Origin of the sequence: Streptomyces sp. NPDC002467 (assembly GCF_042889825.1) — a bacterium.
GTDB lineage: Bacteria > Actinomycetota > Actinomycetes > Streptomycetales > Streptomycetaceae > Streptomyces.
The window spans coordinates 110,108-131,077 of the sequence record NZ_JBIARJ010000023.1 but is presented as its reverse complement, the minus strand read 5'-3'; the positions used below and the strand labels follow the sequence as shown (position 1 = coordinate 131,077).

General features: G+C 71.3%; 25 protein-coding genes. 11 read left to right on the top strand and 14 right to left on the bottom strand.

Going from position 1 to position 20,970, the window contains the following annotated elements; all coding sequences use genetic code 11:
- Positions 1–10: 10 nt before the first annotated feature.
- From cseB to ACFYYJ_RS35335, 4 genes are all read right to left on the bottom strand, one after another.
- Entirely contained in the window at positions 11–802 is a 792-nt protein-coding gene (gene cseB / locus ACFYYJ_RS35350) for a two-component system response regulator CseB (protein ID WP_389138274.1), read from the bottom strand.
- Positions 803–841: 39 nt separating this feature from the next.
- Positions 842–1,774, bottom strand: a complete 933-nt coding sequence (locus tag ACFYYJ_RS35345) for an endonuclease/exonuclease/phosphatase family protein (protein ID WP_385124203.1) — start codon at positions 1,772–1,774, stop codon at positions 842–844.
- Between the two features lie 323 nt (positions 1,775–2,097).
- Positions 2,098–2,466 carry a VOC family protein gene (locus tag ACFYYJ_RS35340; protein ID WP_385358795.1) on the bottom strand — a complete coding sequence of 123 codons (369 nt, stop codon included), beginning with the start codon at positions 2,464–2,466 and terminating at the stop codon, positions 2,098–2,100.
- Between the two features lie 119 nt (positions 2,467–2,585).
- Entirely contained in the window at positions 2,586–2,765 is a 180-nt protein-coding gene (locus tag ACFYYJ_RS35335) for a hypothetical protein (RefSeq protein ID WP_385123919.1), read from the bottom strand.
- A gap of 234 nt (positions 2,766–2,999) precedes the next feature.
- On the opposite strand from ACFYYJ_RS35335, the gene ACFYYJ_RS35330 reads away from it, so the two are divergent.
- Complete coding sequence (locus ACFYYJ_RS35330) at positions 3,000–3,962, top strand: LuxR C-terminal-related transcriptional regulator (RefSeq protein WP_389138271.1); 963 nt, start codon at positions 3,000–3,002, stop codon at positions 3,960–3,962.
- 51 nt (positions 3,963–4,013) lie between these two features.
- On the opposite strand, the gene ACFYYJ_RS35325 is transcribed toward ACFYYJ_RS35330, so the two are convergent.
- The 3 genes from ACFYYJ_RS35325 to ACFYYJ_RS35315 all read right to left on the bottom strand — a co-directional run bounded on the left by ACFYYJ_RS35325 (position 4,014) and on the right by ACFYYJ_RS35315 (position 6,641).
- A complete protein-coding gene (locus ACFYYJ_RS35325; protein WP_385358799.1) occupies positions 4,014–5,225 on the bottom strand; it encodes an ABC transporter permease in 1,212 nt (403 codons plus the stop codon).
- Positions 5,222–6,076, bottom strand: coding sequence for an ABC transporter ATP-binding protein (locus ACFYYJ_RS35320; RefSeq protein ID WP_389138269.1), 855 nt, complete (start codon positions 6,074–6,076; stop codon positions 5,222–5,224). Before ACFYYJ_RS35320 ends, ACFYYJ_RS35325 begins: the two co-directional genes overlap by 4 nt.
- 151 nt (positions 6,077–6,227) lie before the next feature.
- The gene (locus tag ACFYYJ_RS35315) at positions 6,228–6,641 is read right to left on the bottom strand and encodes a transposase (protein ID WP_389138267.1); all 414 of its coding nucleotides are present in this window, start codon (positions 6,639–6,641) and stop codon (positions 6,228–6,230) included.
- Between the two features lie 514 nt (positions 6,642–7,155).
- On the opposite strand from ACFYYJ_RS35315, the gene ACFYYJ_RS35310 reads away from it, so the two are divergent.
- On the top strand, positions 7,156–7,599 hold the full coding sequence (locus ACFYYJ_RS35310) for a hypothetical protein (RefSeq protein ID WP_385358803.1): 444 nt from the start codon (positions 7,156–7,158) through the stop codon (positions 7,597–7,599).
- Entirely contained in the window at positions 7,596–7,922 is a 327-nt protein-coding gene (locus tag ACFYYJ_RS35305) for a winged helix-turn-helix domain-containing protein (RefSeq protein ID WP_385123934.1), read from the top strand. The genes ACFYYJ_RS35310 and ACFYYJ_RS35305 overlap by 4 nt, the downstream gene beginning before the upstream one ends.
- A gap of 191 nt (positions 7,923–8,113) precedes the next feature.
- On the opposite strand, the gene ACFYYJ_RS35300 is transcribed toward ACFYYJ_RS35305, so the two are convergent.
- The 5 genes from ACFYYJ_RS35300 to lxmK all read right to left on the bottom strand — a co-directional run bounded on the left by ACFYYJ_RS35300 (position 8,114) and on the right by lxmK (position 11,240).
- Complete coding sequence (locus ACFYYJ_RS35300) at positions 8,114–8,314, bottom strand: LxmA leader domain family RiPP (protein ID WP_385123937.1); 201 nt, start codon at positions 8,312–8,314, stop codon at positions 8,114–8,116.
- A gap of 37 nt (positions 8,315–8,351) precedes the next feature.
- On the bottom strand, positions 8,352–8,549 hold the full coding sequence (locus ACFYYJ_RS35295) for an LxmA leader domain family RiPP (RefSeq protein ID WP_327286325.1): 198 nt from the start codon (positions 8,547–8,549) through the stop codon (positions 8,352–8,354).
- 248 nt (positions 8,550–8,797) lie between these two features.
- Positions 8,798–9,049 carry a hypothetical protein gene (locus ACFYYJ_RS35290; RefSeq protein WP_385123941.1) on the bottom strand — a complete coding sequence of 84 codons (252 nt, stop codon included), beginning with the start codon at positions 9,047–9,049 and terminating at the stop codon, positions 8,798–8,800.
- Between the two features lie 59 nt (positions 9,050–9,108).
- Positions 9,109–10,083: a T3SS effector HopA1 family protein gene (locus ACFYYJ_RS35285; RefSeq protein WP_389138262.1), complete on the bottom strand. Its 975-nt coding sequence runs from the start codon at positions 10,081–10,083 to the stop codon at positions 9,109–9,111.
- 5 nt (positions 10,084–10,088) lie between these two features.
- Positions 10,089–11,240, bottom strand: coding sequence for a class V lanthionine synthetase subunit LxmK (gene lxmK / locus ACFYYJ_RS35280; protein ID WP_385123947.1), 1,152 nt, complete (start codon positions 11,238–11,240; stop codon positions 10,089–10,091).
- Between the two features lie 193 nt (positions 11,241–11,433).
- Between lxmK and ACFYYJ_RS35275 the strand changes: the two genes are divergently transcribed.
- From ACFYYJ_RS35275 to ACFYYJ_RS35245, 7 genes are all read left to right on the top strand, one after another.
- Positions 11,434–12,720: a M16 family metallopeptidase gene (locus ACFYYJ_RS35275; protein ID WP_385123951.1), complete on the top strand. Its 1,287-nt coding sequence runs from the start codon at positions 11,434–11,436 to the stop codon at positions 12,718–12,720.
- Entirely contained in the window at positions 12,717–14,036 is a 1,320-nt protein-coding gene (locus ACFYYJ_RS35270) for a M16 family metallopeptidase (RefSeq protein ID WP_389138259.1), read from the top strand. Before ACFYYJ_RS35275 ends, ACFYYJ_RS35270 begins: the two co-directional genes overlap by 4 nt.
- Positions 14,033–15,016, top strand: a complete 984-nt coding sequence (locus ACFYYJ_RS35265; RefSeq protein ID WP_385123957.1) for an LLM class flavin-dependent oxidoreductase — start codon at positions 14,033–14,035, stop codon at positions 15,014–15,016. Before ACFYYJ_RS35270 ends, ACFYYJ_RS35265 begins: the two co-directional genes overlap by 4 nt.
- Positions 15,009–15,632 (top strand): flavoprotein, encoded by a 624-nt coding sequence (locus ACFYYJ_RS35260; RefSeq protein ID WP_385123960.1) that lies wholly within the window; start codon positions 15,009–15,011, stop codon positions 15,630–15,632. The genes ACFYYJ_RS35265 and ACFYYJ_RS35260 overlap by 8 nt, the downstream gene beginning before the upstream one ends.
- Positions 15,629–16,654 (top strand): hypothetical protein, encoded by a 1,026-nt coding sequence (locus tag ACFYYJ_RS35255; protein ID WP_389138256.1) that lies wholly within the window; start codon positions 15,629–15,631, stop codon positions 16,652–16,654. Before ACFYYJ_RS35260 ends, ACFYYJ_RS35255 begins: the two co-directional genes overlap by 4 nt.
- Positions 16,655–16,723: 69 nt before the next feature.
- The gene (locus tag ACFYYJ_RS35250; RefSeq protein WP_385123966.1) at positions 16,724–17,032 is read left to right on the top strand and encodes a hypothetical protein; all 309 of its coding nucleotides are present in this window, start codon (positions 16,724–16,726) and stop codon (positions 17,030–17,032) included.
- Position 17,033: 1 nt separating this feature from the next.
- Complete coding sequence (locus ACFYYJ_RS35245; RefSeq protein ID WP_385358822.1) at positions 17,034–18,785, top strand: ABC transporter ATP-binding protein; 1,752 nt, start codon at positions 17,034–17,036, stop codon at positions 18,783–18,785.
- A gap of 37 nt (positions 18,786–18,822) precedes the next feature.
- Here ACFYYJ_RS35245 and ACFYYJ_RS35240 read toward each other — a convergent pair whose 3' ends face one another.
- Entirely contained in the window at positions 18,823–19,614 is a 792-nt protein-coding gene (locus ACFYYJ_RS35240; RefSeq protein WP_389138253.1) for an alpha/beta fold hydrolase, read from the bottom strand.
- A gap of 120 nt (positions 19,615–19,734) precedes the next feature.
- Positions 19,735–20,355 (bottom strand): NAD(P)-dependent oxidoreductase, encoded by a 621-nt coding sequence (locus ACFYYJ_RS35235; protein WP_389138251.1) that lies wholly within the window; start codon positions 20,353–20,355, stop codon positions 19,735–19,737.
- Between the two features lie 117 nt (positions 20,356–20,472).
- On the opposite strand from ACFYYJ_RS35235, the gene ACFYYJ_RS35230 reads away from it, so the two are divergent.
- Entirely contained in the window at positions 20,473–20,919 is a 447-nt protein-coding gene (locus tag ACFYYJ_RS35230; RefSeq protein WP_385124206.1) for a MarR family winged helix-turn-helix transcriptional regulator, read from the top strand.
- Positions 20,920–20,970: the final 51 nt, after the last annotated feature.

Genomic DNA, 20,970 nt, shown 5'->3' with positions numbered 1-20,970 from the left:
GGACGGTCCCTCAGTCGCGGACGAGTTTGTAGCCGAAGCCCCGGACGGTCTCGATCCGCTCGGCTCCGATCTTCTTGCGCAGCCGCAACACGCACAGGTCCACGACCCGGGTGTCGCCCTCCCAGCCGTAGTCCCACACGTCCCTCAGGAGGCGGCGGCGGTCGAGCACGACGCCGGGTGCCGCCGCGAACTCCAGCAGCAGCCGCAGCTCGGTGGGGGTCAGCGGAACGGGCCGTCCGCCCCGGTGTACCTCCAGACCGAGGGTGTTCACGGACAGGTCGCCGAAGACCAGCTCCCCGGGGGGCGTCCCCCCGGCATCCGCGGAGATGATCGCGGGGTGCGCCGGTCCGGACCTCCGCGCCGGAGTCGTCTCCTGTGCGGCGGGCCGGAAGGTGGCGCGGCGCAGCAGCGTGCGGATGCGGGCGACGAGGACGGGGGTGTCGACGGGTTTGACGACGTAGTCGTCGGCGCCCGCCTCCAGTCCGGACACCACGTCGAGGGCGTCCCCGCGCGCGGACATCATCAGGATCGGGACCAGGCTCTCCTCGCGGATCCGGCGGCACAGCCCGATGCCGTCGAGTTCGGGCAGCATCACGTCCAGGATCAGCAGGTCGTACCCGCCGGCCCGGAACGCCTCCAGGCCGTCGAGTCCGTTCGCGGCCACCTCGACCTGGTAGCCGTACCGCTCCAGGGACAGCTGTACGGCGCGGCGGATGGTGGCGTCGTCCTCGACGACGAGGACGCTGACGGGGTCAGGGACCCGGGGTGCCGACACGCCACCTACCTGCTCAGAAACGGACATTTACGGAGTCCATCCTAGTCAGCGGGGCCTGCGGCGCGGTCACAGCCGGAAGGAGGCCGCGACGGGGAGGTGGTCGCTGCCGGTGGCGGGAAGGGTCCACGCGGAGGTCGCGTTCATCCCCTTCACCAGGATCTGGTCGATGCGGACCACGGGGAACCGAGCGGGCCAGGTGAAGCCGAAGCCGGCGCCCGCCTCGCGCTGCGCGGAGGTCAGCTGGGAGGTCACCGGTCGCAGGGCCGAGTCCTCCGCCGTCCCGTTGAAGTCACCCATCACGACGACCCTGGTCAGCGGTTCCGCCCGCACGGCCGCGGCCAGCTTCCGGGCCGCCTCGTTGCGGCGGGCGGTGGTGAATCCGGCGTCCGGGGTCACGCGTACCGAGGCGAGGTGGGCGGCGAAGACCGCGATGGGGCCGCCCGGGGTCTCGACGGTGGCCCGTACGGCACGCGTCCACGGCATGATCGGCACCGCTTCCACGTCGTTCAGCGGGTACTTGCTCCACAGTCTGACGCCGAGGGTGTCGGAGCGGTACGGATAGCCGGCGGCGAGCTCGCGCTCGTAGACGGGCGTGGCCTTCGGGGACATCTCCTCCAGGGCCAGCACGGCCGCGCCCGAGGCGGCGAGCGCTCGCGCGGTCCGCGCCGGATCGGGATTCTCCTCGTCCACGTTGTGACTGACCACGGTGAAGGTCCCGCTGCCGGCTCGCTCGGATCCCTTGTCGATGAGGGTCCCGCCGAAGAGGCAGCCCCAGACGACCACGGGGGCCAGGACGGCGACGGCCGCGAGGCGGGAGCGGCGTACCGCCGCCGCCAGGAGGAGGACGGGGACGCTCAGCCCGGTCCAGGGCAGGAAGGTCTGGAACAGGCTGCCGAGGTTGACGGCCCCGTTCGGGATCCAGGTGTGCAGGGCCATCGTCAGGGCCGCACACAGCGCGCCGGCGGCGATCAGCAGGCCACGGCCACGGCAGGTGGGCACGAGTGCGCGGGAGCGGCCGGCGGGAAGAGGCGGGAGCGGGCCGGGCGGCTCCTCTTCCCCGGTGGCCTCGGAACGGTAGGTGGTGCTCAGCACGGCAATGGCCTTCCGATGTCGCGTACGCCGGTGATCCGGTACCGGCACAGCCTCGGAGAGGCGCGCTTCCAGGGCGTCAGGAGAGCCCTGCGAGGGCCACGCAGTCGCGTTTCAGCTGGGTATCGGTCACACGGAGCGGACCGGCGATGCCCGGGAACGGCCCTGAGCCGCAGACTCCGCAGGTCAAAGGCTCGTGGGGTGGTTGGCTGTTCGCGGGTGTGGCCATCGGATCAGTCTGTGACCAGGCAGAAGGGGTGCCCGGCAGGATCGGTGAGGACCCGCCACCTGTCGGGGTTCGGCTGGTGATCGGGTTTGCTCGCGCCCAGCTCAAGCAGCCGGGTCTCGGCTTCGTCCAGGTCGTCGACCCTGAAGTCGAGGTGGGACTGCTGGGGAACGGATTGGTCGGGCCAGTTGGGGGCCCGGTAGTCGTCGACGCGTTGGAAGCCCATGAAGAGGCCGTCCTCGGAGTTGAGACCGGCGAAGTCGGCGTCGGATTTCGGGTGGGGTTCGAGGCCGGTGGCCTGCTGGTAGAAGGCCGCCAGGGCCTTCGGATCAGCGCAGTCGAGTGTTATCGCGCACAGCTTCATCTGCAGGGGCATCGCGTCTCCCGGGCGTTCTGGTCTTTCTGGTTGTTCTGGTTTGCCTGTGCTTGTGTCTTCGCAATGCACACCTTAGGAGCTGCCACCCGTGCGTCTCGGCTGCTGAGCGCGAGGGGTCGTCAGTGGGAGGTACGGCCTTTGGCCAGGCGGGCGGCCACCACGACGATCGCGACGGCCAGTGCCGCGCCGATGGTGTAGCGGACTCCGTCGGCGGCGTCGCCGGTGATGAGTACCGCTTCGACGCAGGCGAGTACGGCCAGGAGCGCGGCGAGGGAAGTGTTGGGGCGGGAGGTGCGCATCGGAGTCCTTTCGGGTGGGGGCGCGGTTTTGCTCCGCACTGCTCGTGCTTTCTTGCGGAGACGACTCTGCCGTCCGGTGTGGGTCGGCACGAGGCCGTGGGCGGGCAGGTTGTTGCACGCGGTGGTTCCCGATGCTGCAGCGTCTTCGCGTTTCCTCGGGCAGCTCGGAAAGGATCCGTTGTTGACACTCGGGCGAGGGCGTCCGAGGGTTTTGGGGACCGTGGGGGGAAATGGATGGGTGACCTGCTCGGGTTCTTGGGCGTGACCGGGGAGGAGGAGCGGTCGTACCGCGCTCTGTTGCGTCGCGAATCGTGCTCGACCGCGCTTGATTCCGAGGAGTTGGAGCTGGGGAGGTTGGTGGCGCTGGGGCTCGCCACCCGCAGCGCCCGCGGGCTGGTGCGTGCCGTTCCGCCGCCTCGGGCCGTGGACGCCCTGATCGACGGCCGGCTGCGTCGCCTGCGGGAGGAGCTGGAAGGGGAGGTCGCGCGGCGCTCGGTGATCGAGTCCCTGTTCTTGGAGCGGTGGTCCCTCCCGGCGTCTCCTCGTGCGGACGGCGAGCGGACGATCGCTCGGTTGCGCGGGATCGAGGCGGTGCGAGAAGCCATCGACGAACTGACCTTCTTCGCCCGGACCGAGGACCTGACCACGGAGCCGACCGGCGTTCTGACCGAGGAGTCGATCGCGGTCTCGCACCCCATCAACATGCGACTGCTGCGTCGTGGCGTACGGGTGCGCATGATCATGGGAGCGGCGATCATTCAGGATCAGTCCACTCTCGCCTACATGCGCGACCTCGTCCGGCACGGAGCAGAGGTACGGGTGTCCCGGCAGCCGGTCGAGCGCGTCATCATCGTCGACCGGTCGGCCGCGCTGACCCCGATCGACCCGGCCGATACGTCGCTGGGGGCCCTGCTCGTACGTGAACACGGCCTGGTCGCCACTTTGGTGACGCTCTTCGAGCGCATGTGGGAGGCGGCGGAGGAGCTCCCCGGCGAGGACGTCGACGTGCCGTCGGCGATCGAACGCGAGATCCTCGCCGTGCTCAGGGAGGCCGACAAGGACGAGACGGCGGCGCGCCGTCTGGGGGTGTCGGTGCGTACCTACCGCAAGCACCTGGCCACCATCATGCGCCGGCTCGGGGCTGCCAACAGGGTCGAGGCGGCGCTCCTCGCGTACGAGAAGGGCTGGTTGAACTGAGCGGACGCCGTGCCGCCTCGGGGCGGTGGCCCGAGGCGGCACGGCGGCGCGTCAGTCGGCGGCGGGCTCGCGGTGGCCGCGGAGGGCGGCGCTCCAGCGGATGGACGAGCCCATTCTCAGGATCGACCGCTCGTAGACGCGGGCCGCGACGATTGCCAGGCCGGTCGCCGCGAGGGCCATCAAGGCCGCCGCGGCCAGGTTCTCCGTCCATCCCGCGGTGTGGGCGCTCACCTGCAGCGGCATGATCAGCATCGAGAACGGCGGTACGTACTGGACGACGCCCACCCACGGGGCCGTCAGGTCCATCGCGGCGGCGACCGCGACTCCGTAGGGCAGCAGTGTGGCCATCAGGACCGGCATCACGGGTCCCGAGACTTCCTCCGCGCGCGAGACCAGGGAGCCGGCGGCGGCGAAGAGGAAGGCGAAGAAGGCGAACCCCAGGACGAACCAGGCCACGGCGGCGGCCATCGTGACCGTCGCGGGGAACGTGGCGGGCAGGACGTGCCCGAAGCGGACCGCGACGACCACCGACGCTCCGAACAGCGCGGTCTGGAGGAGCGCCGCCGCGCCGATGCCGAGCACCTTGCCCGTCATGAGGCGGAACGGGGTGAGCGTCGCGAGCAGGACCTCGACGACGCGGGTCGACTTCTCCTCGACCACGCCCTGGGCGACCGTCATGCCGTAGCCGAAGACCTGGAAGAACAGGATGGTCACGACTCCGAGGGCCGCGCCGAGCCCGGCTCCGCCCGGCACCGGGTCGCCGACGAGTTCGGGGGCCGGAAGGGCTTCGGTCACGAGGCCGCGCATCCGTTCCTCGTCGACGTTCTGCTGTTGCAGTGCGCGGGAGGTGGCCCAGCGTTCCGCGGCCGCGGCCGCTGCTTCGCGGGCCGCGGGAGGGCTGTTGTGCCGGATGATCAGCCGTGTTCGGTCGCCTTCGGTGACGAGGGCGGCGTCCGCGTCCTTGTCCTTGACCTTCCGGCGGGCTTCGGCGGCGTCCGCGGTGCTTTGCCATCGTGCCGCGTCGGCGGCCGGCGCGCCCGTCGCGAAGGCGGTCACCGGCGCGCCGGCGACCACGATGACGGGCTGGTCCTCGCTGTCCGGGGAGCCGAAGGCGAAGAGGAGCCCGAGGATGACTCCGATGTTCACCAGGGTTCCCACCACGAAGGAGCGGGTGCCGGCGCGGGCTGCGATCTCCCGCCAGGTGACCAGCCACACCGCGGTGCTCGCGGATGCCGCGCTCGCCGTCTTCCCTGCCGGGTTCATGCCGCCTCCTGCGGTTCGTCGGTGACGGCGGAGCGGAAGAGCTCGGTGAGGGAGGGTCGTTGGCGGTGGAAGGCCACGACGCGTCCCAGCGTCATCGCGTGGTGCAGGAGTCGGTTCTCGTCGAAGCCCTGCGGCAGACCGAGGACGATTCCGGCACCTTGTCGGTGGGTGGTGAGGTCATCGGCGCCCGGGAGGGACGCCGGCCAGTCGCCGGGGGCGTCGTCGAGCTCGATGTAGACGCTGTGGTCGGCGCCGGCGCGGAGTTCCTCCACGGTGCCGCAGGCCACCATCGTCCCCTTGCTCGCGATGCCCACGCGGTCGCAGAGCCGCTCGACGAGGTCGAGCTGGTGGCTGGAGAAGAGCACGGGGACTCCCTCGTCCGCCTTGCTCCGCAGGACGCTGCTCATGGTGTCGACGGCCAGTGGGTCGAGGCCGGAGAACGGTTCGTCGAGGAGCAGGAACCGAGGGTCGTGCACCAGGGCCGCGGCCAGTTGCACGCGCTGCTGGTTTCCGAGGCTGAGCGAGTCGACCTCGCGGTCGCGGTGCTGCGCGATGTCGAGCCGTTCGGTCCAGGTGTGCATGGCGGTGCGGGCGGCGTTCCGGTCCATCCCGTGCAGCCTCGCGAGGTATTCGAGGTGCTTGCCGACGGTCATCCTGGGATAGAGACCGCGTTCTTCCGGCATGTACCCGAACGAGGTCCGGGTGCTGGCGTCGATGGGGCGTCCGTTCCACCGGACGTCTCCGGCGTCCTTTTCCAGTACGCCGATGACGATGCGCATGGTCGTGGTCTTGCCGGCGCCGTTGCCGCCGACGAAGCCGAACACTTCTCCGGCTCCGACGCTGAATTCCATTTGGTCGAGCGCGACGTGGTCACCGTAACGCTTCGAGATTCCTTCTATTTCAAGCAATGCCTGATCGGATTTCACTTGTCCCCCGTGGAGAACTTTCGTTCTGATGTGCTGTTGGCGTGGGTCAGACGCCTTTGTGTATAGGTGGTGCGGGCTATGCCGATGATCTGGCAGAACCTCGAAACGCTGAGCCCGCATTCGCTCCGTACGGCGTCGAGGTCCGGGAAGGGACCGCATGGTGGTCCACTGCGTTCCGCCGGGCCCTGAGCTGGATGTACACCTCGCCGAGCGCCGTCTTCAGCTCGGTGATCTGGGCGAGCAGGCGGCGTTCCCGCTCGCTGCTCTGACTGACTCCGCCTTCGAGTCCCTGGGTTCCGGAGCTGATGAACTGCCGCTTCCAGTTGCCGACCGCCTGTTCCGAGACGCCGACACTGCTGGCCGCCTGCGATACGGACAGGTCGCCGGACAGAACGGTCAGGACGAGCTTCGCCTTCTCTTCTGGAGGTATCACGGGTGGTCTGGGCACGTAGAAATCTCTCCCCCGGTCTGTGTCGTTGTCGAAAAACACTGTCCACTGGTGGTCGCCATGGACCCGACAACGAAGCGTGTGCGACACATCTTGTTTACGTTCCCCCTGCGCCTGCAAGTTCGTTGAGGAAGATCTGAGGAACAATTCAGAGGGATCGCGCGGTGCGCTCACCTGATTTCAGGCAGGGCTGACAGCCCGCTCCGCCTTCTCGAAAAGAGGGCGTCGCGGGCCGGTGTCACCGCATTTCAGGTTCGGCCGAATCTCCGTCGGGTCGCCCGTACGGGAACGACCGTCGTTCCGGAGGGCGGGCGGCCTTGCGCGGCCCGCGCCGGCGAACGGTGCTCGTCGGCGGATTGCCCGAGGCTCCAGACCCCGTCCATGAAAGATCCCCCATCGCGCAGTACCGGGCGCCCGCGTCGGAACGTGCCCGGTGCGCGGGTGGTCGTCGCCCTCGTTGATCAAGTTCGAGCCTATGGAGCGGCCGTCCCGACTGGCAAACCGCGCGTCCGAGAAACTACTTGCCTGGCGGGAAAGTAAGTGCGAGGGTGGAAGCATGGAACAGCTTCCCACTCCAGATGAGGCGAACTCGGCCCTGGCGGCGGCCGATTCGGCCGGCCGCGCCGCTCGCGGCCCCCGACCGATGCCCTCCTGGCTCCCCCCGGCGGCCGGTCTGCTGCTCGCCGGAGGGTTCGTCAATTTCGGCCTTGCATACGAATACCGTGACGAACCGGGCTTCCTCGTCGCAGCCGCCATCTGCCTTGTTCTCGCCCTTCTCGCCATCGCTTCCACCGTCCGTGCCGGTGGCGTGGTGCCCGCTCCGGCGGGGACCACGCGGGAGCGGACGCTGCGTCAGCTCCCCGCGCTGCTGCCGTTCGTCGCGGGCGGCTTCGGTGCGCTGTTCGCCGGTGTCGTCGGCTGCCTGGCCGTGGCCGGCATCGGTCTGGGGGTGCTCGCCTGGTTCCAGCTGGTGCGCCTGAGAAACGGCGTCGCGGCATGATCGGACCGGATCCGCTGCCGCAGCTGGACCCGGTCGTCCAACACCCCAGCAAACTCGCGGTCGCCGCCTTCCTGTCCAGTTGCACGGAGGCCGAGTTCAAGGCGGTGCGCGCCGGGCTGGACCTGTCCGACTCCGCCCTGAGCAAGATCGTGACGGCGCTGGAGGACGCCGGGTACGTCTCGGTGCGGAAGGGATACGTGGGCAAGCGCCCCCGCACCTGGCTGACACTGACCGGTACCGGCCGGACCAATCTCGCCCGCCATCTTTCGGCCTTGCAGCAGATCGCCGATCAGGCCCGGGCGCGTGGCGCCGGCCTAGGCTGAGCCGGGCGCCCGGATTCCGTACGCGGGCCGGGCGCCCCGTACCGGTGCCGCGGGCCGAACGCGCCGGAGCCGCCGTGCTTTCCACGCGATCCTCTCGCATGGAAAGCACGACGGCTCCGGAGAACACGGTCTGGGACCGGTGGGTGGAGCCGCCGAATGCCCCTCGGCGGCTCCACCCCTTTCCCAGTGGATCAGCAGCCCGCCGCGTGCGTGATGGACACGCTGGTCAGGACGCCGCTCGCGGCGCTGACGGAGAACGCGCCGCACTCGGGCGAGGAGACCGTGGTGATCGTCAGCGGGGAGGTCGCCGGGGCGTCACCCTGCGCGGTGGCGCCGAACTCCTCGGCGGTGGTGTAGGCGGTGTAACCGGCGATCAGCTGACTGGCGTTCATGGAAGCTCTCCTGAGGTGTGGGTGAAGTGGGGGTGGATCAGCAGCCGACGTGGGCGGTGGCGCCCACGGAGGCGGCGCTGACGGCGCTGACGGCGGCACCGCACGCGGCGCTCGAGATGTCGATGAAGCTGAGGATCGACGGCGTGGTGGCCGGGGCGTCGCCCTGCGCGGTGGCGCCGAACTCCTCGGCGGTGGTGTAGGCGGTGTAACCGGCGATCAGCTGAGTGGCGTTCACGTCTGGCCTCTCTCGTTTGTGCATCGGAATGTGCTTTGCGGAATCAGTTGACCATGCGGGACCCTGCCGAAGAAGCCGCAAACTTATCGCTTGCTTCTCTCCGCAAAGCCCTGAACTGCATGTTCTTCCGGACGCCACAACAAATCACGTCCGCCGGCACTTTCGACGCTCCTGCCGGCACCGGCATTCCGGACACGAGAAAGGGACCCGTGCCCACGGGTCCCTTTCTTCGACATCCGCCGTTGTCCTCAATTGCTCGCCGCGCGGCGGACCAGCCTTTCCCACACCTCCAGTTCCGTCCGTGTCTCTTCGAGCCCTCGGGCCAGGGCGTCCGCCTCCTTGGCGAGCACTTCGTACCGGTCCACGGGAGAGCCCGGAGACGTCAGGCCCTGGAGGGCGTGGGTCAAGAACGCGTCGGCCCACTCCTCCAGGCACGGGGAGCACACGCGCAACCGCCGGCAGAGCGCGTCGAGCGGCTCCGCACGGGACAACAGGCTCATGACCGCCCGGATCCGCAGGGCTGCCGACGCGGTCGGACAGCGCAGCAGCACGCGGCGGCCTACAGCAGCCCGAGGTCGGGCAGCGGCGGCGAGGCCAGGTTGCGGGCCGGCGCCAACGGGTCGATCCCGGCGTCCCAGAACACCTCCCGCATCGTGTCTTCCAAACCGACGCCGTCGGGCCGCACCCGGTGCTTGACCATGGCCTGGGCCAGCGCGCCGCTGCGGTGTTCACCGAAACTCAGGCCCTGCATCCCGGGACGGGAGTCCTGGGGCTCCCATGCGACGGCGACGCCGGGCACCACCTGGTGGGCGAACGGCGAGGTGTCCGGACCCAGCCCGTCGAGACCGGACACGCACTCCCCGATCCCCCGAACGGCCGACCAGCTCTGCGGCGGCAGGTAGACGACGAGGGCGTCGCGCCGCGGGAACAGCTGGGGACTGGAGGTGATCTTCGCCCGGTACACCAGCCGCCTTCCCTCCAGGAAGGTCAGCACCGTGTTCCACAGGCGTGGTGCCGCCTCCGCCGAGGTGACGTGGACGTAGACACGGAGGGTCTGCGCCCCTCGGCCGACCCCCGTGCCCGCCGAGCCGTCGGTCAGGAAGAACCCGGTGGACAGGGCCGGTCGGGCCGCCGGCAGCCGTACCGCCGCGGCGCCCGGCAGTTTCGCGGGAGCCTCGCCCACGAGCGTGTCCGCGGGCAGCAGGACGCGCAGTCCGCCCAGCTCCGCCACGAGCATGCCGTCATCGGTGCGTTCGCGGACGACCGCGTCGGCGAACGTGTGGGAGTGCGGCATGGCCTCGGTCAGCAGGCGGTCGAACTCCGGATCGCGCAGGCTCCGCGGACGGGTCGTCTCCGCCCTGTCCTTGCCCGTGTGCACCAGCTGGTACAGGGTCTGCGACAGCTTCCCCGCCAGCTTGCCGGGCGTGTCCGCCTCCAGGGACTCCGATCCGACCGTCGCGTTCAGTCCGTCGGAGGAGACGGAGATGTCCCGGGCGGTCCGTACGAGAGCGGGAGCGAGGGCATCGGTGGTCATCGGTATCACAGTGCGTCTCCCAGTCCCAGGATGTCGGTGCTGCTCTCGGGCGCCAGCAGGATGCTCCGCCCGATGCCCGCGCCGGCCCGGTCGGCGGCGATCACGCGTCCGCCGACCATCGCGGTGGCGAGCATGCGGTCGAACATGTGCCATCCGGCGTACGAGGCGGCGCGGATCCGCAGCCCGTCGTCGGCGGCCGCGCCGCGCACGGAGCGGTATCCGGCCCAGAAGGCACGCATCCGGGGCCGCAGCCGGTCGAGTTCCCGTACGCCGTGTTCGAGGATCTCCTGGTGGGAGGTCTGCTGGTCGAAGGTGAACCCGGGAGTGTCCCCGATGGAGCGGGGAATGCCGTGGATGGCGGTGTAGAGCCACTCGCCGATGACGGCGCCGAGGTCCCGGGCGGGGTCGCCGAGACGGAACTCCTCCCAGTCCGTCAGCAGCAGCCTTTGCGGGGTCAGGAGGAACTGGTCGAGCCTCAGGTCGCCGTGGATCGGCCTGCGGTCCCGCACCGCGGCCTCCTCGGCGCGCAGTCGGTGCAGGGCGTCGACGACCTTCCCGTCGGACTGGATGAGCCTCCAGGTCTCCAGTTCGCCGAACGTCGAGGAGACCAGTCCCCTCAGGGACACGGCGTTGTGCGGATGGAGCGGGGGCATCGGATGGGGCGTCGTGTCCAGCAGGTCCGCGTCCGCGGGCAGGGCGTGCAGCTCGCCGGTGAGCCGTCCGGCCTGGTGGCTCAGCTCCTCGTCGAACGCGTCGTCGGCGTTGAGCTCGGACCCTGAACGGGCGTCCTCCAGGAACTCGAAGACGACGAGCATCGCGTCGCTGTCGGAGCCGAGCAGGGACGGACCGATGAGGGCCGATCCGGGGTGGCGGGCCGCCAGGGCCTCGAAGGCCAGGATGCGGTCGTACCGGCTGCGGGCCTCGGCCGGCTCCGGGCCCCTCAGCCGCTTGACGAAGACGCGTGCGCCCGTCGTCGTCGTACCGGCCCAGTTGTCGTTGCGGCCCACCCGGGACGTCACGTCGTCCGGGTCGAACGCGCCCAGGCCGAGACTGCCGAGCAATGCCGCGACCTCCGGGACACCGGCGAGATCGGCGGGGGCGTACCGGGACCGGGTCGGCGCGGATTCCTTGTTGGGAGCTCCTTGGATTCTTGTCACGCGGCGGCACGGTAGGCACTTCCCGCGGATCTCGGCAAGGGCAAAGTATCGGAATAACTTTTCCCGTGCGGGCGCCGTGTCCGTACGGCAATTCGCCTGCCGCGCCGCGGTCGGCCGTACCTGCGTCTCCTGGGCAAAGTAATGCGCCGAACGGCATTACTTTGGCCCCTGCCCGCATTCCTAGAGTGCCGACATGTCCCGCGCCCCAGTGATCCGCTCAACACTGTCCAACGGCCTGCGCATCGTGGTGCAGCCGTTGACCGGCATGCCGTCCGTAGGCGTCGCCGTCCACTACGACGTCGGATTCCGGTCCGAACTCCCGGGCCGGAGCGGATTCGCGCACCTCTTCGAGCACGTCATGTTCCAGGGCAGCGAACACGTCGGGCCGGCCGACCATTTCCGCCACGTCCAGGCCTCGGGCGGGACCGCCAACGGCTCCACCCACCAGGACCACACCGATTTCTACCAGGTGCTGCCCGCATCGGCGCTGGACCGGCTGTTGTTCCTGGAAGCCGACCGCATGAGGGCCCTGCGCGTCACCGAGGAGACGCTGCGCACCCAGATCGCGGTGGTCAAGGAGGAGATCCGGCAGTCGGTCACGGACAAGCCCTACGGCGGCTTCCCCTGGACCGTGCTGCCCGGGGTCCTCTACCGGGAGTTCCGCAACGCCCACAACGGCTACGGCTCGTTCGGGGACCTGGAGGCCGCCTCGCCGGAGGAGTGCCGGGCGTTCCACGAGACGTACTACACCCCGGCCAACGCGGTCCTGACCATCTGCGGGAACGTCGATCCGCGGCACGCCCTGGACCTCGCGGACCGTCACTTCGGCGGCATCCCGGCCCGCCCCCGCCCCGCGCCCGCGTTCCTCGACGAGCCCGAGCCGGCCGGGGAGCTGCGGGGCGAACACCGTGACCCGCATGCCGTGCTGGCCGCCACCGCCCTCGGCTACCGCCTGCCCGATCCGGCGACTTCGCTGCCCGAGTACCTGAGTCACATGGTGCTGTCCCAGATGCTCACCGGAGGGGACTCGGCCCGCCTGAAGCGGCACACGGCCCACCGGAGCGGGCTGTTGACGGACGTCAGCAGCAGCTGTGGGCTGTTCGGTCCGCTGCGCGCCCGGTCACCCGAGACCCTGGTGGTCCTGGCCATGCACCCGCGCACCACGTCCGTCGACACGGTCCTCGACGTCCTCGACACCGAGATCGCCGACCTGGCGGCGAACGGGCCCACCGGGCGGGAGCTCGACGAGGGCAGGGCGCTGGCCTCCACCGGAACCTGGCGGGGGTTCGACAACCTCGTCGTACGGACCCGCGCGCTCGGCACCTACGAGTTGCTCTTCGGGGCGGCGGAACTCGTCGACACCCTCGCCCCACGACTCGCGGCCGTCAGCGCCGACGACGTCCGCTCCGCCGCCGCGCACCTCGCGAGAGGCAGGCGCGCCGTGCTGTCCCTCATCACTCCGACGGGAGTCCACCGGTGAACCGCAACAGCGTGCTCCCCCCGATCGGTCCGCCCGTCCCGGTGGTCCTGCCCCCGCTGGTCGACGTACGCCTGGAGAACGGGCTGCGCGTCATCGCCGCCCGCCACGCCTCCACCCCCATGACGGAGCTGCGGCTGGCGATCCCGCTCCGCGTGGAATCGTTCGCCGATGCGGCCGTCCAGGAGGTGCTGGCCGCTTCGCTGCTCGGGCACGCCTCGCCCGGGGAGCGGGGACCGGCCGACGACGGTCTGGCAGCGTCGGGAAGCCTCATGTCCGCCACGCGCTCGGCGCGGTGGCTCGGCGTCGCCGGCTCGGGCCCCAGCTCGGTCCTTCCGCTCCAGTTGGACGTCCTGGCCCGGTCCCTGACACGCCCCCGATTCACCGACGACGTGGTCCGCGCGGTCACGGTGCGCGCCCGGGGCCAACTCGCCGCGACGCGTGCGCAACCCCAACTCATGGCCTCCGAGGCGCTGGTGGAACACCTCTACGGGCCGATGCCGCAGATGCAGGACGTGCCGCGCGAGGCGGACCTCGCCGCGGTCGGCCACGAACAGGTCCTCCTGGCCCACCACCGGTGCGTACGGCCCGACCGGGCGGCGCTGATCCTGGTGGGCGATCTCGACCCCGACCTGGCCGTGGAGCAGGTGGCGCGAGCCTTCGCGGAGTGGGAAGCGGCCGGTACGGCGACGCGGGAGACGACGGGCGGGCCCCTGCTGCCGCGGCCGCGCGCCCGCACCATCGCCCGGGTGCCCCGACCGGGGGCGACGCAGACGCAGATCCGCCTGGTCCGCCCCGGACTCGCCCGCACCGACCCCGGGTTCGCGGCCTTGACCCTGGCCAACATCGTCTTCGGTGGGTACTTCTCCTCGCGCCTGGTCGCGGAGGTCCGCGAACGGCACGGGCTGGCCTACCGGTGCGAGTCGGTCTTCCGGGACCACCTCGACCAGCTGGTGGTGGCGGTGGAGGCCGACACCGCCACGGAGCACGGCCGCAGGACCCTCGACCACCTGCGGGCGCAGCTGCGGCGCATGCGCGCGCAGCCGCCGACCTCGGCCGAGATCGAGGCGGCCCGGCGCTACGTCACCGGGATGACCGCTCTGGCGGCCTCCTCCCAGCAGGGCTGGGCGAGCAGCCTGATGCTCGCCCTGGCCACCGGGCAGGAGCCCGAGCGCATCGGCCGCATCCTGGACGACTTCACCGCGGTGACCGAGGACGACGTGGCCGCCGCGGCCGGCCGCTTCTTCGATCCCGACGACTTCCACGGCGTCGTCCTCGGAGACTCCCCCACCCCCTTCGAGACGGAGGCGTTCCTGTGATCTCCCCGCACACCACGAGCATCGTCTTCCCCGTCCAGCCCACTCAGGTCGCGCAGGTCCTCCCTTTCGCCCAACTGCTCCAACGGCGCGGCTCGGGACGTCTGTGGCTGGGTCAGTCCCTGGGCGTCGAGACGCACCACGTCTTCGCCGCGCTCGCGGGGGCGGGGATCCGCGTCCCCTTCGGTACCTCGGTCGCCCTGGCGGGTCTGCGTCATCCGTACGACGCGGCGGTGCAGGCCCGCTCGGTCGCCCAGCTGTCCGGGCTGCCGTTCGTGGCGGGCATCGGCCCGGGCGGTGTGGCGTTCCAGCAGATGGTCCGGCCCGCTCCCATGGCGAAGCCCGTGACCGTCAGCAGCCAGTACATCACCACGATGCGGGAACTGATCGAGAGCCGGGGCGGCGCCGACACCGACGGGTTGGAGCACAGCACGCACGGAGCGCTGCCGGTCATGGCCTCGCCCCCGGTCGAGCTGGGGCTCGGGGTCCTGCGGCCGGCCATGGCCCGCGCGGCGGGCCGGGTCGCCGATGTCGCCATCACCTGGCTGACGCCACCGCGGTTCATCGAGGAGGCGCTCGTTCCCGCCCTGGAGCAGGGGGCGGCGCGGGCCGAGCGCCCCGTTCCCCGTGTGGCGACCGTCGTCCACGTGGCGGTGCGGCGCCCCGGCCGCGACATCGAGGCCATAGCCCACTCCGCGGCCTACGCGCATCTGGGCAGCCCGCACTACACCGACATGCTGCGCCAGGCGGGCGTACCTGCCGACCCCGCGGACACCAAGGGCGGTGCGGCGCTCCTCGTCTCCTCCGGGACGTTCGTCGCCGGCACCCCCGAGGAGATCGCGGACGGCCTCGACCGGTACCGGGCGGCGGGCGTGGGCGAGGTCATCCTCAACGTCTGCGGCGTGTACACCGCCCTCGGCATGGGGGCGGCGATGACGGACATGCAGCAGATCCTCGCCGCGGTGGACGGCCGCCGTGCATGAGAACCCCGCGGCGGCGCCGCCGTTCACCGCCCGCCGGCTGCTCTACGTGGGGACGGGGTCCCTCGGGGTGATGTTCATGCCCATGTGGGTGCACTGGCTCCGCTCCGCCTACCCCGAACTGACCGTACGCACCGTCATCACCCGTTCCGCGACCAAGTTCGTGACGCCGACCGCGCTTTCGGTGTTCGCCGGGCACACTCCGCAGCTCGACGCCTGGACCGAAGAACCCGAGAAGTCCGCGGCCCACGTCGAGATGGCCGAGTGGGCGGACACCGTCATCGTGCACCCCGCGACCTTCCACTTCACCAGCCGCCTGGCGCTCGGAGTGGCGGACACCCCGGTACTCCTCGCGCTGCAGTGCACGCCCGCTCCCATCGTGCTGGCTCCGGCCCTGCCGCCCGGAGCCCTGGCCTCGGCCGCGTGGGAGTCGCACATGGCGGCCCTCGATCGGCGGGCCAACGTCCACGTCGTACCTCCCCATCCGGGGGTGAGCATCACCACCGGAAAGCCCGACGCGGCGACCGCCGCGCCGCTTCCCGAGGTCCTGCTGGCCGCGGAGCGGCTGCGGGCCGCCGCCGCGGGCGGGGCCGACGGGCGGACGGGGTCGACGTCGTGACAGAGCCCTTCCTGGCCGCAGAGCCCGTCCTCGCCACGGAGCCCGAGCCCGTCCTCGTGGACATGTTCGCGACCGGATTCCAGCGCACGACGATCCACCGGCTCGGCGACGGCACGTTCGTGTGGACGCGTGGCGCCGGCCCGGACCGGCCGACGCCGCTCACCGCACCGTCCGCCGCGGCCCGGAGTCACCTGGCGTCCCTGGCCCGCCCGGACCTGCTCTCCCTCAGCCTGCCGACCCCGTCCGGGAACGGACTGCGCTACGCGGTCCCGGGCTCGACCACGGCGGCGAAGGTGCTGTGGTCGGATCCCTCACCGGCCGACAGCGTGCGCCTGGCCGGGGCCTTCCGGTCCGTCGGAACGGTGCTCGGGCTGCTGCACTCCCACCCCGCACCGCCCGGTGTCGCCACCGGGGGCCCGGTCGGACCGGCCCGCTTGGCCGCCTGGATGGACGGCGGGCACGGCCCCCTCGCCGCAGCCCGGATGCACGGCCTGCTGCGGGACGCCGTCGGCGCGACACGCTGGGCCGCGGTCCGCGACTGGTGCCGCGATCTCGGCCGACCCGGTCCGGACGCGACGCTCCTGCACGGTGCGCCGAGCACCGGTTCCCTCGTCCTCCCGGCGGGCCCGGCCCCGAACTCCGACGGCGAGGAGGGAGTCACGGACGGCAGCGGCCCGCCTCCCGCCGACGGGGCCCTGCTCATCGGGGAGGAACTGGCCCTCGGCCCGGCCGGATTCGATCTCGGATGGGTGCTCGGCGAGTTGCTGGAACTGCGGATGACCGCCGTCCACCGTCTCGTGCCACGGCCGATCCTCTCCGAGCTGCCGAAGGCGCTGCTCGCCGGCTACGGCGTCCCCGTCGACCCGGTCGTCGCGGGACGGGCGGCGGTTCTGCGGATGCTCACCCACGCACACGACTTCGCCTCGTACGTGGGCTGGCACCCGGAGCTGGAGCTCTACGCGCGGACCGCTGTCCGCTACATCGACACCGACGGGCTGGCCGCACTCGACGGTGGTGTCTGAGCCGCCGGCCGGCCCGCGCGTCACCCCGCCCCCGTTGTCCTCGCCACCCACCTCCCGAAGGAGCCTCCTGTGAAATCCCACGGCATCAACCTCGTCGTCCTCCACGACCTCGACCCCGTGCGGGCGGCCATCGAGCAGGCCGTCTCCACCGCGGACGCGTCCGAAGTCCCCGGGCTGCGCCGCGCCCTGTCCCTGCTGGACGAACACCGGCGCGGCGACACCGACATCAAGGTCCACTGGGCACGCCGGTACCTCGACGAAGCCGGCGTCCCCGCCGGCGACACCAGCGTCCGCACCATCAAGAAGCTCCGCCAGGCCGTTCCGGGTCTGAGCCTCGGCGAGGCGGTCTCGCTGGTCACGCTCGCGGCGGAGCGCTGAGGTGCCGCGGTCCACGAGCCGGCCCCGGGCGAACGTCCGCATCGGTGCCGACATCCTCGCCTCGGGCCGGGGCATGCTCGCCGTGGCGCTGCTGTTGGCGCTGGTCTCGACGGCCGGCACCCTGGCCGTGCCCCTGATCGTCAAACAGGTCATCGACGCGTTCGCCAAGGACGAGCCCATCGTCCGCCCCATTCTGGTGATGGCGGGTGCGGCGCTCGCCGCGGCGGTGACGCTGGCGGTCTCGGGCTACCTCCTGGCCAGGGTCGGCGAGCACATGATCCTGCGGCTGCGCCGCCGTGTCATGGCGCACGCGCTGCGGCTGCCCATGGCCACGCTACGGGTCCAGGGCGTCGGCAACCTCGTGGCCCGGATCACCTCGGACGCCATCCTGCTGCGGGCCGTCATCGACGTGGGAGTCGTACAGCTGCCGCTCGCCGTCCTGACGGTCGTTGCCACCCTGGTGGTCATGGCGTTCCTGGACTGGGCGCTGGTGCTCATCAGCATCGCGTCCTTCGCCGTCGCCGGCCTCGCCATCGGGTTCGTCCTGGTCCGCGTCAAGCGCAACGTCGTCGAACAGCAGGGCGCCATGGGCGAACTCGCGCAGCGCTTCACCACCTACCTGTCCGCGCTCACCACCATCAAGGCCTACCGCTTCGAGCGGGGGGCCGCCGACCGGTTGGGCGAGGACGCCCGGCAGCTCACCTCGACCTCCATGGCCGGGGCCCGGCTCCAGTCGTTCATCTCTCCCGTCATGGGGCTGGGACAGCAGGTCGCCCTGGTGTCGGTGATCATCGGCGGCGGGGCCCGGATGGCCGACGGCAAGCTGTCCGCCCCGGACTTCGCGGCGTTCCTCCTCTATCTCCTGCAGTTGGTCGGGCCGGTCACGTTGGTCGCCACCGGTATCGGTCGCCTGCAGGCCGGGCTCGCCGCCCGGGTGCGCTTCGAGGAGTTGCTCTCCCTGCCGCAGGAATCGGACGACAGGGCTCCGGGAACGCCCCGGCCCGAGCCGGTGCCGGGTGCGCCGGCGGTCGTCTTCGACTCCGTGTCGTTCTCCTACACCGGTACGACGACCCTCACGGGGCTCGGCTTCAGCGCGCCCCGTACCGGCCTGACGGCCTTCGTGGGTCCTTCCGGAGCGGGAAAGACGACGGCCCTCAACCTCATCGACCGCTTCGTGCACGCGGACGGGGGCCGGATATCCGTCCTCGGACACCCCGTGGGGGACTGGCCCCTCGACGACCTGCGCCGCCGCGTCGCCTACGTGGACCAGCAGTTCACCCTGCTGGAGGGCTCGGTCCGCGACAACCTGCAGCTCGGGCGCGGCGGTCCGGCCTCCGACTCCGAACTGGCCGGGGCCTTGGCCGCCGTGGGACTGCGGGAGGACATCGAGGCCCTGCCGGACGGCATGGACACCGTCCTGGGTCGGGAGAACGACCTCTCCGGCGGGCAGCGGCAACGCCTGGCCCTCGCCCGCGTCCTGCTCACCGACGCCGAGATCGTCCTGATGGACGAGCCCACGTCCCAGATGGACAGCATCAACGAGGAGCGCTTCCGCCAGGTCGTGGACGACATGGCCGCGACCCGGGCCGTCCTGGTCGTCACCCACCGGCTCTCGACCGTGCAGAACGCCGACCACGTCATCATGCTCGCCGCCGGAACGGCGGTGGACGCGGGGACGCACGGCGCCCTCATGGACGGGTGTGCCCCGTACCGGGAGCTGGTCACCAGCCAGTCCCTGATCTCCGCCTCGTAGGCGGGGCGCCGCAGGCGACGGGGGCCGGCGGGCGCGGCTAGATGCCCGCGAGGAACTCGCGGACCGTGGTGGCGAAGCCCTCGGGGTCGGCCTGCTGGACGAAGTGGTCGGTGTCCAGGGCGCGGTAGACCGTGCCGGGGCGCTTGGTGCACATGGCGTGGGCCTGGTCCGCGGGCAGGACCTGGCTGCGCAGGCCGTGGATCAGGAGCGCGGGGCAGTCCGTGGCGAGCCACTGCTTCCAGTGGTCGCCGTGGACGAGGTTCTCGGAGTCGACGGTGTCCTGCGGGTGGAACGGCAGTCGCCAGCCGGCGCCCCCGGGGAGCGGGCGCAGTACGGGGCCGAGGGCGGCGGCGAGGGGGCCGCAGGCGGCGGCCAGTTCCTCGCGGGTGGCCGCGGTGTAGGGGAAGCCGAGGACGAAGGCGAGGGGGCCGGCGCCGTGGTCGGGAAGGTCCACCGCGGTGTCGACGCTGATCAGGGCCTCGACCAGGTCGGGGCGTTCGGCGGCCAGGTGGACGGCGTTGAACCCGCCGAGGGAGTGGCCGAGGAAGACGGCGCGGTCGATGCCGAGGTGGTCGACCAGGGCGAGGAGGTCGGCGACGTAGCCGGCGCGGGTGTATTCGGGGGCCCGGTCGGAGTCGCCGTGGCCTCGCTGGTCGGGGGCGATCACCCGCCATTCGGGGCCGAGGGCGGCGGCGAGGGCGGTGAAGGAGGCGCCCTCGGAGAGGTGGCCGTGCAGGGCCACGAGGGGGCGGCCGGTGCCGCCGAAGTCGAGGTAGGAGAGGGTGCGGCCGTCGACGGTCAGGGTGGCGCGGGTGGGCTGGACGGTCATGGCGGTGGTACTCCCTCGGTTCGGGTGGCTGTGTGGCGTTCCTGCGAACGAGGTTGACTATACGCATGTGTAAGACGGTTGTTCAATACGGTTGTATGGATTTCTGTCGCCGGGGGCGCGTCAGCGGCGGGCGGGGCCGATCGACACCGCCTTGCGCACGTGTTCGTCGGTGATGAGCTGCGCGAGCATGCAGTCGGCCACGTCGGCGAAGGTGACCTTCGAGGCGAAGGTGAGGCGGAGGTCGGTTCCGGTGGCGTAACGCCCGGTGCGATGCCCTTCGGTGAGGGCGGCCGGGCGGACGATGGTCCAGGCGGTGTCGCCGGCCCGGATGAGCCGCTCCATCCGTTCCTTGTCGCGCATGATGGATCCGATCGCGATCCACACGGTGGCGGTGTAGATGCCGGGGTGGCGGCTGCCGGCCGTGCCGTGGTTGCCGAGGGCGATCAGGCGGCGCACCCCGTGAGCGGCCATCGCGGGCAGTACGGTGCGCATGGCGTCGGCGCAGACGGTGGTCCCCCAACGGCGTTGGCCCAGTGCGCTGAGGACGGCGTCCGCACCCTCGATGGTCCGCGCCACCGGCTCCGCGTCGCGGACGTCGCCTTCGACGACGCGCAGGCGTGCGCGGGCGGGGAGCCCGGCCGGGTCCCGGGCGAGCGCGGTGACGCGGTGTCCGGATTCCAGGGCCTGCTCGACCAGGTGACGGCCCGTGTGGCCGGTCGCGCCGAAAACGGCCAGGTGCATGAGTCTGCCTCCGTCTGTCGATGCGGCGGCACGGTTGCTTGGACTCTCCAAGCATTGTGGAAATGCTTGGATTCCTCAAGGGTTTGGGGTTCCACGTAAGGTCGGGGTGTGCCCGCGATGCCCGACGAGCGTGACGAGCCGCTCAGCCACGCCATCTTCAAGCAGATCCACGCGCTCGCCGCGCGGACGAGCGCGGCCTTCGCCGAGCTGTTGGGGGAGTTGGACATCACCGAGGCGCTCGCCAACGTGATGTGGCACCTCGACCCGGAGGTTCCGCCGCCTTCCATGCGCGCCCTGGCCTCGACGCTGGGCTGCGACCCCTCGACCGTCACGTTCCTCACCGACCGCCTTGAAGAGCGCGGGCTCACCCGGCGTCAGGCGTCGTCGGCGGACCGGCGGATCAAGGTGATCACCCTGACGCCCCGGGGGGTCCGGGCGCGGGCGAGACTCGTGCACGCCGTGGACACCCGGTCCCCTCTGGCGCGGCTCTCGCGGGAGGAGCAGGAGCACCTCCACGAGCTGCTGGCCAAGATGGTTGCCACGACCGGGGCTTCCCCGCCGTAGCCGGAGCCCGCGAGGGCGGTCGACGTGTCCGGTCGACCGCCCCGTCAGGCC

Bases quoted from the DNA above. Each gene is read 5' to 3' on its own strand.
- cseB (WP_389138274.1), bottom strand. From the start codon at position 802: ATGTCCGTTTCTGAGCAGGTAGGTGGCGTGTCGGCACCCCGGGTCCCT.
- ACFYYJ_RS35340 (WP_385358795.1), bottom strand. From the start codon at position 2,466: ATGCCCCTGCAGATGAAGCTGTGCGCGATAACACTCGACTGCGCTGAT.
- ACFYYJ_RS35335 (WP_385123919.1), bottom strand. From the start codon at position 2,765: ATGCGCACCTCCCGCCCCAACACTTCCCTCGCCGCGCTCCTGGCCGTA.
- ACFYYJ_RS35330 (WP_389138271.1), top strand. From the start codon at position 3,000: ATGGGTGACCTGCTCGGGTTCTTGGGCGTGACCGGGGAGGAGGAGCGG.
- ACFYYJ_RS35325 (WP_385358799.1), bottom strand. From the start codon at position 5,225: ATGAACCCGGCAGGGAAGACGGCGAGCGCGGCATCCGCGAGCACCGCG.
- ACFYYJ_RS35320 (WP_389138269.1), bottom strand. From the start codon at position 6,076: ATGGAATTCAGCGTCGGAGCCGGAGAAGTGTTCGGCTTCGTCGGCGGC.
- ACFYYJ_RS35310 (WP_385358803.1), top strand. From the start codon at position 7,156: ATGGAACAGCTTCCCACTCCAGATGAGGCGAACTCGGCCCTGGCGGCG.
- ACFYYJ_RS35305 (WP_385123934.1), top strand. From the start codon at position 7,596: ATGATCGGACCGGATCCGCTGCCGCAGCTGGACCCGGTCGTCCAACAC.
- ACFYYJ_RS35300 (WP_385123937.1), bottom strand. From the start codon at position 8,314: ATGAACGCCAGTCAGCTGATCGCCGGTTACACCGCCTACACCACCGCC.
- ACFYYJ_RS35290 (WP_385123941.1), bottom strand. From the start codon at position 9,049: ATGAGCCTGTTGTCCCGTGCGGAGCCGCTCGACGCGCTCTGCCGGCGG.
- ACFYYJ_RS35285 (WP_389138262.1), bottom strand. From the start codon at position 10,083: ATGACCACCGATGCCCTCGCTCCCGCTCTCGTACGGACCGCCCGGGAC.
- ACFYYJ_RS35275 (WP_385123951.1), top strand. From the start codon at position 11,434: ATGTCCCGCGCCCCAGTGATCCGCTCAACACTGTCCAACGGCCTGCGC.
- ACFYYJ_RS35240 (WP_389138253.1), bottom strand. From the start codon at position 19,614: ATGACCGTCCAGCCCACCCGCGCCACCCTGACCGTCGACGGCCGCACC.
- ACFYYJ_RS35235 (WP_389138251.1), bottom strand. From the start codon at position 20,355: ATGCACCTGGCCGTTTTCGGCGCGACCGGCCACACGGGCCGTCACCTG.
- ACFYYJ_RS35230 (WP_385124206.1), top strand. From the start codon at position 20,473: ATGCCCGACGAGCGTGACGAGCCGCTCAGCCACGCCATCTTCAAGCAG.